Origin of the sequence: Colwellia sp. MB02u-10, assembly GCF_014077185.1 — a bacterium.
Taxonomy (GTDB): domain Bacteria; phylum Pseudomonadota; class Gammaproteobacteria; order Enterobacterales; family Alteromonadaceae; genus Cognaticolwellia.
In genome coordinates this window covers 1-12,780 of record NZ_JACGVK010000064.1, presented here as the reverse complement: position 1 = coordinate 12,780, position 12,780 = coordinate 1, and the positions used below count along the sequence as shown (strand labels likewise).

At 35.1% G+C, this 12,780-nt stretch carries 11 protein-coding genes; all 11 read left to right on the top strand.

Annotation, left to right across the window (positions count from 1 at the left end; genetic code table 11):
• Positions 1–203: 203 nt before the first annotated feature.
• On the top strand, positions 204–665 hold the full coding sequence (locus H4J59_RS01695; RefSeq protein ID WP_182236278.1) for a zinc ribbon domain-containing protein: 462 nt from the start codon (positions 204–206) through the stop codon (positions 663–665).
• Positions 666–1,175: 510 nt separating this feature from the next.
• Positions 1,176–1,916 carry an HNH endonuclease signature motif containing protein gene (locus H4J59_RS01690; RefSeq protein ID WP_182236276.1) on the top strand — a complete coding sequence of 247 codons (741 nt, stop codon included), beginning with the start codon at positions 1,176–1,178 and terminating at the stop codon, positions 1,914–1,916.
• A 459-nt stretch (positions 1,917–2,375) separates the two neighbouring features.
• Positions 2,376–2,654, top strand: coding sequence for a hypothetical protein (locus H4J59_RS01685; protein ID WP_182236274.1), 279 nt, complete (start codon positions 2,376–2,378; stop codon positions 2,652–2,654).
• A gap of 108 nt (positions 2,655–2,762) precedes the next feature.
• Entirely contained in the window at positions 2,763–3,410 is a 648-nt protein-coding gene (locus H4J59_RS01680; protein WP_182236272.1) for a hypothetical protein, read from the top strand.
• A 704-nt stretch (positions 3,411–4,114) separates the two neighbouring features.
• Positions 4,115–5,260 carry a site-specific integrase gene (locus tag H4J59_RS01675; protein ID WP_182236270.1) on the top strand — a complete coding sequence of 382 codons (1,146 nt, stop codon included), beginning with the start codon at positions 4,115–4,117 and terminating at the stop codon, positions 5,258–5,260.
• 87 nt (positions 5,261–5,347) lie between these two features.
• Positions 5,348–6,148, top strand: coding sequence for a hypothetical protein (locus H4J59_RS01670; protein ID WP_182236268.1), 801 nt, complete (start codon positions 5,348–5,350; stop codon positions 6,146–6,148).
• Positions 6,149–6,226: 78 nt separating this feature from the next.
• On the top strand, positions 6,227–6,472 hold the full coding sequence (locus tag H4J59_RS01665) for an AlpA family transcriptional regulator (protein WP_182236266.1): 246 nt from the start codon (positions 6,227–6,229) through the stop codon (positions 6,470–6,472).
• Positions 6,465–6,758: a hypothetical protein gene (locus H4J59_RS01660; protein ID WP_182236264.1), complete on the top strand. Its 294-nt coding sequence runs from the start codon at positions 6,465–6,467 to the stop codon at positions 6,756–6,758. Before H4J59_RS01665 ends, H4J59_RS01660 begins: the two co-directional genes overlap by 8 nt.
• A gap of 4 nt (positions 6,759–6,762) precedes the next feature.
• Positions 6,763–8,586, top strand: a complete 1,824-nt coding sequence (locus H4J59_RS01655) for a replication endonuclease (protein ID WP_182236263.1) — start codon at positions 6,763–6,765, stop codon at positions 8,584–8,586.
• A 419-nt stretch (positions 8,587–9,005) separates the two neighbouring features.
• The gene (locus H4J59_RS01650) at positions 9,006–10,817 is read left to right on the top strand and encodes an ATP-binding protein (RefSeq protein WP_182236261.1); all 1,812 of its coding nucleotides are present in this window, start codon (positions 9,006–9,008) and stop codon (positions 10,815–10,817) included.
• Between the two features lie 128 nt (positions 10,818–10,945).
• Entirely contained in the window at positions 10,946–12,421 is a 1,476-nt protein-coding gene (drt5, locus tag H4J59_RS01645; protein WP_182236259.1) for an antiviral reverse transcriptase Drt5, read from the top strand.
• Positions 12,422–12,780 lie beyond the last annotated feature (359 nt).

The window sequence follows — 12,780 nt, the reverse complement described above, 5'->3', positions numbered from 1 at the left end:
ATTAAGTTTGGTTTTAACTTCATATTTCCACAATAAGTACGTGCCATTAGAAAAGTCAAAACTGTAGTGGTGTAATGTACTTATAACAAGAACTTAAAGAGGGACAAAATAAAGTTGGCTGTTTTGTTCACTCCGTTCACCTATTTTAGCCAACTATATTTTGCCCCTTAAGTGGGCGTTAGGTTTACAGGGAGTAACTGAGTTTGTCATTAGTAAAATGTAAAGAATGTCATAATAAAATTAGTAGCCAAGCTAAGAGTTGTCCAAAATGTGGTGTTAAAGTTAAATCTGGCCTGAGTTTATTATCTATTTCATATATTGTCGTAATTTCAGCCATTATCATAATGGTGTTTATTGGCAGTCAACAGCAAAAAGCTAGATCTTATGGTACAGGAATAACAAACGACTGGGATGAGCTAACAACTTGTCAAACGGCACGACTTCTAATTAAAAATGGTGGTTCATTAAATCAAAACGAAGTTGATTCGCTTTACAAACTGCCTTGTACTTTGACCAAGGTGTATCAACCATTACTGGGAAAATATTCCATGCATGAACCGTATGCTGTAAGTTGGCCAAACGGTATTGCTGCTAGAGTCTTTGTTACAGAGCATGGTTTAAAAATGATGGGGTTATCAAAAGAAGGTATTTCAACTTCTTGGTAATATAAACCTAACAAGGGTTTTCAAGTCGGACAAATTACAGTTGGCTTTTTGTTCGTGCCTCACTTATTTTAGCCAACTGCAATTTGCCGCTTAAAACGGCGTTATTTGGCACCACGAAATCAAGTTAAATTTTATTTGTAAGCGCGGTGTTTTAATATTGGTTTAGTGTGTGGTTCATAAGTTTTCGCCTAAGCGGTTTGGTTATTACCGCTAATAGGCTTTACTATTTTTAAGACAATATTGCTGTAAAGCCATTAGCTAAATATCCTTTAGTGTTTGGCTCAAAATTCAAGGTTGGGTTAGTCGTGGCGCTGGGCACTTTTTGCTGCTACGGTCGGGCTGCCTTAAGCCGTAAAGTGCTTGTTATCGTTAGTGTTCTTACGCTAGCATCAAATAACAAGGTAATTCAATCTGACAAAAATAGCTTGTCTCGTTTTTTGCAAAAGACGCAAAAACCAATCCAACTATTTTTGCAGTTTAATTAAGCGTTAGGCATTCAGGGAGTGTTCAGTGTCAATTTCAGATAAAAATCGAAAAATACTTTGGGGTAAGTCTGGAAACAAATGTGCTATGTGTAAACATACATTAGTTTTTGAAAGTACCCAAAATGACAATGAATCTGTTGTTGGAGAAGAGTGCCACATTATTTCAGGTGCTAACAAAGGTCCGAGAAGTGATTCTGATTTCCCTAGAGAAAAAATTAATGATGTAACAAACCTCATATTGCTCTGTCGTATCCACCATAAAAAAATAGACGACCAAGTTGAAACTTACCCTCCTGAATCATTGAGAACAATAAAAGACGACCATGAGAAATGGGTTGAAGATAAATTAAAAGATCAACCTGCAACACCTAAAGTCCAAATAAAAAGAGTTAAAGAAGAAATTCCTGATAAATTACCTGTGATTAATTCAGGGAAAGAAATGTTTAACTTAGCCGCTGGAGCATGTGCTTTTTATAACGATTACAGCGATGACCTAACGGATGAAGAGGTAGATGCGGTTAGTGGTTTCATTCAAAATGTTAAAGATTGGGCTGAGTTAGCTCGGGAGATGGAGCCAAGCCAAAGAATTAATGCATCAAGTGACCTAGATAAAGAAATAAAGGCATTGCGCCAATTTAATATTTTTGCTTTTGCAGCGGTAGAGAAACAAAAAATAGTTGGAGGTATCGGTGGTGAATCATCATTTCCTGTTCTCCATCTTTCAGTAAATAAAGCAAATGATTCAAATGTAGTAACTGGCGAGTAATCAGTAATGCATGCCTAACAAGGGTTTTCAAGTCGGACAAATTACAGTTGGCTTTTTGTTCGTGCCTCACTTATTTTAGCCAGCTGCAATTTGCCGCTTAAAACGGCGTTATATGCTATTAAAAATGAGCTTTAAATAAAGTGCTTTCTAGTGCATAGTTTTTCGCTAAAACTAGTTAGCCTCAGCATTAATAAGCATTGCCTCTTTTACCTTTTTCAAAGGTGGCAACGCTATTAATTTTGTTCAACCTTTCGTGTGTAGCGTAAAAGTTCACGGTTAGGTTTTTATATTACGGGTGACTTAAATTCGTGCAGTGTTTGGCTACAGCCACCGTTGCATATAACAAGTTGCTCAAACGGACAAATAACAGTTGGCCAGCGCTTCGCGCATTATAGCCAACCATTATTTGCCCCTTAGCAAAGCGTTAGCTGTATTAATCTCATGGAGAGTAAATTTCGGATGGAGAGTAAAAATAAATCAATTTATATTTCCCTAATTGTATTATTTCTAATTACTAGCTGTGCTAGCCAACCGATATCCATTGACTCAAATAGCCCTGGATTCTTTATAGGACTATTTCACGGATTTAGTATTGTGTTCAGCCTGATTGGAAGCTTATTTACCGATATTAGAATATATGCATCTCCAAATTCAGGCGGCTGGTACGATTATGGTTATTTTATTGGTGTTGCCGCTTTTTTTAATGTAGTAAAAAAGTTTGAGCAGTCATACAGCTAACAAGAACATCAAACGGAAAAATTACAGTTGGCTGTTTTTCGTTCCTCAAACCATTTTAGCCAACTATATTTTTCCGCTTATGTAAGCGTTATATGCACTAAGGAAAGTATGAAGCTTCACGATATATTACTGAAAGACGAAATTTCAGAGAAATTTAAATCACCAGTTACATTTCAACAATTTGGTGGAAGTGACATAGATAAAATAGCTAAAAAAGATCCTCATATTTTATTTGAAATTGGTGCGCAAGCGTGGATGTTATACGTTGAATCAGGAGCCAAAGTTAACCCTCAAAAGCTTTCAAGTGATTTTGATTCATCAAACCCTATGCTTTATAAAAAAGTAGAAACAATCATTAAACGGAAAGTTATACAAGACATCTCATTTTCATACGCAGAAATCGAAGATGACTCTACTGACTCGTCTGGATGTATTCAGTTATCACTTTGTAGAATGTGGCCTAACGATCTATATATTGCAGATGTAGTTTTTTATAACCCTTATGAACCAGTTGCTGAAGACCAGCGAAAATATGCACTTCACTATTTTAAGTCGTTGAATTTGTTTTCAAAGCATTTAGAAATAATAAAAGATTACTGTAAAGAAAACAAAATACCTAGAATCACGCTAACTACCTCGTCCAACGAGCAAATTCCATATTTTGAAAATTTTGGATTCAAAATAGAAGATAATAATTTTGCCAAAAGTGCTCTGGAAATGGGGTTAAGCGTACCAATGTATTTAACGTGCATATAACAAGGGTTTTCAAGTCGGACAAATTACAGTTGGCTTTTTGTTCGTGCCTCACTTATTTTAGCCAACAGCAATTTGCCGCTTAAAACGGCGTTAGTTGCAAAGGGATTTATGCGCACTCTCCAAATGTTAGGCTTCTTATCAGCAGTAGTTGGAATGTTCCTGACTTATATTCTTTTATCTCCAATAGAACCAGATACTTCATCGTCTGCTGCTAGTGCATCGGGACTTGGTTTAATATTTGGTGTATTTCCTATATTGTGTTTTTCTGCATTAACATTAATTCCATCGTCATTAGGTCTGCTAAATAGTAAAATTCGAGTTAAAAGCTACTTTACTGGTAAATTCTGGCATTGCTTATGGGGCATAAATAGTATAATTTCAGCTTTCTATCTAATTGTTATAATTTACTTTTGTTATCTATTTTTAGTCCAGAGTATTAGCAACTAACAAGCTATTCAAGCGGGACAAATTACAGTTGGCTAGTTCCGCTCCACTACACATTTTAGCCAACTACAATTTGCCCCTTAATAGGGCGTTACACCCATATTAACCAGTAAATACCAATGAACACCAATGAACAATATTTAAGGTTAAGTTATTGGTATATATGTAATTAAATCTAAGCTACTGGTTTGTTGTTGTTCTTGTTTGTTCATTGTAGCATAATGATTGTGCTACAAATGAGCTACAAGGATGGTAATAGGATGCCTATAAAAAATAAAATAACAGTAACCAATATTAAAAACTTATCACCAGAAGATAAGCGTTTAAATGACACTGAGATCTCTGGTTTTCACGCCCGTATAACACCCACAGGTTTGATCACTTATTATTTGTTTTACCGCCTCAATGGGAAACAAGTGAATTATCGATTAGGTATCGATGGTCAAATGACACCAGCACAAGCCAGAGACTTAGCAAAAAATAAAATTGCCGAAGTGACTCAAGGTGTTGATGTCCAAGCTGTCAGAAAGCATGACAGAACCAAAACAAAATATTCTAAATTTTCAACACTCCAGTTTTTCTTAGAAGAAAAATACGCGCCTTGGTTAAAATCACGTAATCCCAAAACAGCTGAAAAAACCATAAAAGCGTTTGAATCTTCATTCCCTACGCTAATGGACTTTCAATTGTCTGATATTACCGCATGGGAGATCGAGAAATGGCGAAACAAACGATTAACTGATGGTGTTAAACCTGCGACAACGAATAGGCAAATAAACACCATTAAGGGCTGTTTGAGTCGTGCTGTTGAATGGGGTGCTATTGATAGCCATGATTTGAGTAAGGTAAAAACCTTAACGGTGGATAATTCTAAAGTGCGCTATTTATCCAAAGATGAAGAAGCTAGGCTAAGAGAAAACCTACAAACCTGTGATACTGACTTTTTAGAAGTGATAGTGATACTTGCTTTAAATACGGGTATGCGTAAGGGGGAGTTGTTATCACTTGAATGGAATCATGTTAATTTTGATAACAAGATACTGACTGTTGACTTTCAAAACGCAAAGTCAGGTAATACCCGCCATTTACCGTTAAATACACAAGCTTTTAATACTCTTAAGCAATGGCAACAAGAAACAGACGGAGTAGGTTTTGTCTTCAAAGATAAAAACAATTCCCAATTAAAAGACTTTCCTTATGTTTGGGGGTCTTTATTAGATGAAGCACAAATTACAAACTTTCGCTTTCACGATTTACGTCACCATTTTGCCAGTAAGTTAGTAATGGCAAGTGTTGATTTGAATACGGTTCGTGAATTGCTTGGACATAGCGATTTAAAAATGACTCTCAGATACGCGCATTTAGCGCCTGAACATAAAGCGGCAGCAGTAAACTTAATAGGTTAATGATTAATTGCTTCTTTTCTGATATTTTCCTGTTAGTTACTCCAAGTTAGATGGGGTTTATGACTTTAATGTATATGGATTTTTTTAATGATAGACAAAGACTATTACAGGCTCCCTGAATTAAAAGACCGCTTTGGTTTTACAGAATATGACTATTTATATTTATGTGAAAACTACAATATCCCTATTCGGTTTTATATCCATCATCAAAATTTTTTATTAATAGAGCCAGACAATAAGAATCGAAAATCAAACGTAATAGGCGCTATTAATTACAAAGGACTTATTGAGGTTAACTCACTAGATAGAAAGTCTTTTTTGAAAAACTCAACGGTTGAAGTTTCACAATGTTATTTACTAGATAAAAATGGTGTCACAAGTTTTGAAACAAGTTCCGATATCTTAGTTGATAATTGTTTAGATGAAAGGTATGTAAGAAGAAATTCAACATTAGCAGATTTAATATCATTTCCTTATTTGGCCATTGTAATAGGTGAAGAAAATCGAGATTTAATTCAACAAGAAAGTACGCCGTTGATAGCCAAATTGCCATTAAACTTTCAAAATATCGTTATTACAAAAGATGATATTGAATGGTGCAAGTTAACATTAGAAATAGATTTAACAAACGGTCAACCTCGAGAGCATATTATTCATAATCAAATTAAACAAATAATACGCATTAACCCTACGCTTGGTGGTGCAGCCTTATACCGAAAAGTTCATGAAAATTTTATTAATGACGATGACAGTACAGATCCATACAGCTTGTATCTCGAAGTTAATACTGATGAAATTGTGTGGGGTAAAGCGGAAAAATATGAGAAGAAGCTTACTAAAAGAACGTTTTTAAACTTAGTTTCAAAATTTAAAAAAGAGATTCAATAGTATTTATCACGGCTAACGTCACGTGATAAACGTGACAAATAAAGTCCTTCATGAACTTAAACGTACATGGAGGCAATTATGCCCACTACACAAAACAAACGTGCACTATCTGAAATAGAAACCGCCGAATACATCGGTATGAGTCGTTCTTTCTTACGTCAATCACGTATGGAAGGTAATCGTGAAAACAGAACTCCTGCTCCACCGTTCATCAAAATAGGTCGTGCCGTTCGTTATCTAAAAGATGATTTAGATAATTGGCTTGATAGTTTTTTTCGTATGCAGCACTTAGGACAAAAGTCCGTTGGTGGTGAACATGTCTAAATTAACTAAAGAGCAAATTAGATTGCTAATATGGCTTTCACAACCAGAAACTATTTTTGAAGTATCGCGTGAAGATGGTTTTATGGATGATAAATACAATGGTTTACATACCTATAAAAACTCTGAAGGACTACGTTATAAATTCGATATAAGAACCCTTTACTGCTTAGAAGGCGAAGGACTCATTGAAGGAAGCTATGTTTATCATTTTAGCATTGCTTGGGAGCGTTATACATTGACTCAAGAGGGTCATGTTTATGTGTCAATGTTAGCGATAGCATGCTAACCCTATGGATGCTTTTAAAGAAAAAATACTCGTTAAAGCGATTAACGATAAAGATAATGTTATTGCGCCTTACTTAGCGCAAGTGGATAAAGCGGATGCTCAGTTTATTACGAAGAAGCTAACGCCTTTTTCTAACCTCATTAAAAGTACCATTTTAACGGCGGCTTTTAATAAACCGACAAACTATGACCGTAACAGGCATATTTTGGATGCCTCAGCAAAACTCGCCAGTTTTTTACCTAAAAAATTGGCGCATATGTTCTTTTGTTTTGATGATGATATTAATGTCAAAGCGAAAGCTTGCGCGAATTACTGCCGACAAATTGTCATTGACCCAAAGAAAGCTTCTTTTATTCATGTCCACCACCGTAAATCCGTTAACGAAACGTGGAACGAAAGTATTTCCGTTAACGGAAATACTGAGCAAAATTATAGCGAAAGTAAGCGAAACAGTTCACGTGTAATAAGCGAAAATTCCGTTAACACAAAAGCGAGCAATAGCGACACCTTTAACACAATTTCGCCCCTTATTCGCGATGCCATGAGTGAAAAGGATAGCGAATTCGCTATAACAGAGCAAAAAACCGTATACACGTTTTTATCCCGTTACATTGAATCATTCAATCTACAGCCAATTGAGCTAAACAAAAAAATACAAATTTCAGGAAGCCTAAAGCGTTATGCAGATAATCGTTGGTGGTTACGAAAATTTCGCAAACTTATTACCCAAGCAAACGAAAAAGCGGCAATTCAATTAAACTTTGTTAACAGCAAGAGACAAGTTTACGCGAGTAACATAACGACTAAAAACCGCATTTCGCAACGATTACGAAATGACGAGCTACTCAGCTCAAGCTTTATCATTAACGAACAAGGTCAACGCTATTCTTTAAAGGATATATCAGACTTAAACGTATCAAACCCCAAAATACGAAAAGACGAATTGATATGTCGTGCAAGAGGCTTTGAAAATCTTGCTAAAGACTTAGGCCATGAAGCATTATTTATTACCATAACTTGTCCTTCAAAATATCATCAAGCCTTTTCAAAATCAGGTTCAACTAATCCCAAATGGCAAGGGCTTATGCCCGATGAAGCTAATGAGTATTTAAACCGTCAATGGCAAAAGACGCGAGCAGAGTTTAAACGACAAAATATTACGCCTTATGGTTTTCGCGTGGTTGAGCCGCAGCATGACGGAACCCCTCATTGGCATATGTTGTTTTTTATTGAAGGCGAAAAACTACAAACCTTACAAGCTATTATTCGTCATTACGCATTAGAGATTGATGGTGATGAAAAAGGCGCAGCAGAAAACCGTTGCGACTTTAAAAATATTGACCCAGCAAAAGGCTCAGCAACAGGTTATATCCTAAAATATATCGTTAAAAATATTGATGGTGAAGGAATAGGAGAAGATAAGTTCGGTAATGATTCGATACTCGTAGCACAACGCATTGATGCGTGGGCTTCATGTTGGTGTATTCGTCAGTTTCAACAAATTGGTGGTGCCAGTGTTTCGATATGGCGTGAACTAAGGCGATTACGCACTAAGTTTATAGATAAAAAGGATGCGTTATTAGAGCAAGCGCGTTTTGCTGCGGATAACAGTGATTGGCAAGGATACACCCTTGCGATGGGCGGTATTCATACCAAACAAAAAAACAGACCTATTCAATTACATTACGACTTGAATATTAACGAACAAACAGGCGAATGCCTGCAAAGCTATTATGATGGAGAGCTGATACTCAAAGTAAAAGGGTTATGGTTCGCAGGTAAAGCTGTTGTGACTCGTCATTACCAATGGAAAATAGAAAAAGCTTAGATACGTCAAGCTAAAGCACAAAGTCGCTCTAAATTTGACTCAAGGCTCATTTAGCCGTAAATCTGCAAACATGAACAACTCAAGTACACCGCAAAGAGGCTTTAGCTAGAAATTAAGCTTTAACGCCAATCGAAAACACTCCAATAATCACATTTTGCCTTTTATTTAGTCGCTGCCAGAATGGCAAAGATGCTTTTACTTGGAGTTCTGTAAATAACTGTACTAACAGTAATTAAAGGAAAACAAAACCATAAAGTAAAGCCTATAACCTATTGATTATGTAATGGTAAAAAGTTATGGTTAGGATGTTAAATAATGATTTAGTCATAAACATTTCCATCATAAATATTGGGGTGTTCCGACTAATAAATCGGTTATATGCTTTGTCTAGCATTGCATTCTTTCAAGGATAGAAAACGATGAAATTAGAATCTGTAAAATTAAAAAATTTTCGTGGTTATGGCGACGAGATATTAATCCCAATAAATAAACTGACTGCGTTCATCGGTAGAAATGATGCAGGTAAATCGACAGTTCTTGAAGCATTAGAAATCTTTTTCAATAACTCTCTAGTTAAGTGTGAAAAAGACGACCTAAATATCAACGCTGAAAATCATCTCATCGAAATAAGCTGTGTTTTTGGTGAGCTTCCACAGCAAATATTACTTGATGCTGCTTTTCCTACATCATTGGCTAATGAATATCTTCTTAATACAAATGCAAAACTTGAAATAAAGAAAGTATATGCAGCAACAGCTGCTCTTCCGAAGGAAAAGGTTTATATCGTTTGTAATCACCCAACAGTAGATGCTGCAAAAGATCTCTTGTCTTTAAAGCGTGCGGAACTGATTGCAAGAGCGAACGAACTTGGTGTTAATCCAGAAGATTATAATGCGACTATTAACTCATCAATCAGACAAGCGATACGAGAAAATATAAATGAACTTAGCTTGTCTAATGTTGAATTATTAGTTGATAAAGAAGATACCAAAAAAGTTTTCGATTCAATTAAAAATTACTTACCTCTTTATGCGTTATTTCAATCTGATAGACCTAGTAAGGATGATGATAAAGAAGTTACGGATCCTATGAAAATAGCGGTTCAGCAAGCCTTGTCTGAATTAAATGATGAAATAGAACATATTAAGAATGAAGTTAGAGCAAAAGCCATTGAAACAGCTAATAGAACACTAGCTAAACTTCATGAAATGTCTCCTGATTTAGCTGAAGAACTAATTCCTGAGTTTAGAACCGAACCAAAATTTGAGTCACAATTTAAATTATCTATTAAGTCTGAAAATGATATTTCCATTAATAAGCGCGGTAGCGGTGTAAGAAGGTTAATTCTTTTAAACTTTTTTAGAGCTGAAGCTGAACGTAGAAGAACAACAAATGATGGAAACAATATAATATTTGCTTTTGAAGAGCCTGAAACGTCTCAACATCCTGATCATCAAATAATGTTGATTGAGGCATTTATGGAACTAGCGAACACTTCAAATAGCCAAGTGATGCTTACAACTCATACTCCATCTTTAGCAGGCCTTTTACCTCTAGATAGCCTTAGGTTTATTGAACGTGATGGTCAAAATAGAACTATTGAAATGGGTTCTGATGAAGTATTTAATAAAATAGCAGAAACTTTGGGCTTATTACCTGATCCTATTTCTAAATATGCTCAAGCTATGCTTTTAGTTGAAGGAAAAGGTGATATTACTTTTGTGGAACATACTGCTGAGCAACTCAAAAATGCAGGACATATTTCACATACATTTGAAGACAAAAGGTTTGCTCTTGTACCTATAGGAGGATGCGGAAATTTAAAACATTGGAGAACAATGCAACTTGCCCAACAATTTGATATTCCATATTGCGTACTTTTGGATTCAGATAAAGGTACTACAGAAGAGCAACAGAACCTTGATAGAATAGCCGAAATGAGAGCAGATGGAATTAAGGCTTACACAACTCGTAAGAGAGAGCCTGAAAACTATATCCACCTTGATTGTTTAGCGCTCCCCGATGAAAGTCAATTTAGCTTTACTGATATATGCGATGCAAAAACACTTATAGGTACAGAAAAGGGAACTAGAAAAAGCAATGTGTTAGAAAATTACTGGGTGCTAATGACTGCTGAAAAGATAAGAGAAATGGAGTCTTATTCTGATGGTGGTATAGAGAAGTACGAATTCACAGAAATGTTTAATGATTTTTTAGAACTAGTCGAATAAGTACATAAAAGTTGCTTAAACGAACAAAAATAGTTGTAGGTTTGTTCGTTATTACTTAGTTCAGCCAACTATTTCATTGACGCTTATCAAGCGTGTTATATGTGTTTTTTAAATTGGTAATTAATAAAATGGTTGATGTAAATAAAGTTAAAGAGTTCTACCTAAAAGACTATAAAGAAATGCTGTTTCCAATGGAAACATGCCGTTTTCTTATCGATAAATCTCCAGAATTAATATCTGATTTTATAAAAAATATTGAAGATGCGTCCAGTACCGAGTTTTGCTTTTTACCACAAGAAAGTGTTTGTGCATTAAAAGCAAAGCAACACATACGACGAACAAAAAAATTAGACCCTATTGCTGAATATTACATGTATGAAATGGCATATAAAAATAGGAGTGTTTTTCGGAAATCATCAAACCCTGTTAGAGAAAATTTTGGTTATAGGTTTGCTAAGGGCTCTCATATAAAAATTCATGATAGTTACAAAGAATATAATGACAAAAACGAAGAGTTGAATAAGCAATACAAATACTTTATCAGCTTTGATGTTTCATCATACTTTAATTCAATTTATCACCATGATTTAACCAATTGGTTTTCAGGGCTTAATGTTAAAGAGTCTGAAAAACAACTGTTCGGTCGTTTCATGAGGGAGATTAATGCGGGGTTTTCTATAGATTTCATGCCACATGGAATCTATCCAGCCAAAATGATTGGTAGTCACTTTTTGTCATATATTGATCATTCCAGCTTTATTAAGTCTGAGCATATGATTAGGTTTATGGATGACTTTGTCATTTTCTCAAATTCAAAAGATACACTTAGAAAAGACTTTGAAAATATTCAAAAACTTTTGGGTCAAAAAGCCTTATATATAAACTCCAATAAAAGTATTTTGTTCTCCAAAAATAAAATTCCAATTGAAAGCGAAATAGATAAAATCAAAAGTGGGATTATGGGTGAAGTCGTTGTTAGCTTAGGCTCAGGTATGGGCTATGATGTATATGATGAAATCGTAAGACAATTTACCCCTAAAGAAATAGATCAACTAGCGGCTTTAGCCGATAATGATGAAGTTACAGATAATGAAGCAAGTCTAATACTGGATTGTATTAGCCAGCATAATCCTGACTTTTATACCTATATCCCTAAGTTTATTTATAGATTTCCTTATTTAGTCAAAAAAATATTCCATAAGTGCAGTGAGGTAAATCAATACGATGAGTTATCAATTGAATTTGAAAAACTTCTAGACTCTGAATGTTTTCTTAATGAGTACCAATTATTTTGGATTGCAGCAATCACGGAAGAATATTTACTCGAAAGCACTAGTGCCGGGGGAATCTTAGCTAGACTTTATGAGCATAAAAACTCAACTACAATATCAAAGGCTAGAGTGTTAGAAATACCTGAACAACGTTTTGGTATGCCTCAGTTAAGGGAAACGCACCTTAGGAATGGTTCAAGTGGATGGCTTTCTTGGGCGTCGGCAGTAGGTATGAGAAAAGATTCTAAGCAAAACCGGACTTATTTATTAAACTACTTCTCCAAGGCAAGTCCTATAAATAAACTTATTTCAGATTGTATTATGGCCGTATAATTAATATAACAAGCATTTAAACGAACACTGTTGTTAGCCTGTATTAATATACGTTATCGATACTTAACCTAATTAAATTCACCCAATTGGCAATAGCAATGTTTAGTAAAGCCCTATGATGCTTTAATTGGTTACCTAGCTACACATGCGCTACAAATAAAAATAAAACTCACGCAGATCAGATCTATCTAACTGTTTTTACGTGCTTTTTGTTTTTATTTAAAGTCATTAATAGGGCGTTGGTATGACTCCCCACGTCAAGTTTAAAAACACTGATCCCTGCTCAAAAAAAGAGCCATAATTTATTCTTTATAAAATTAAATGAGTTAACGCACTAGATGAAGCAAGTAAATTCGTCG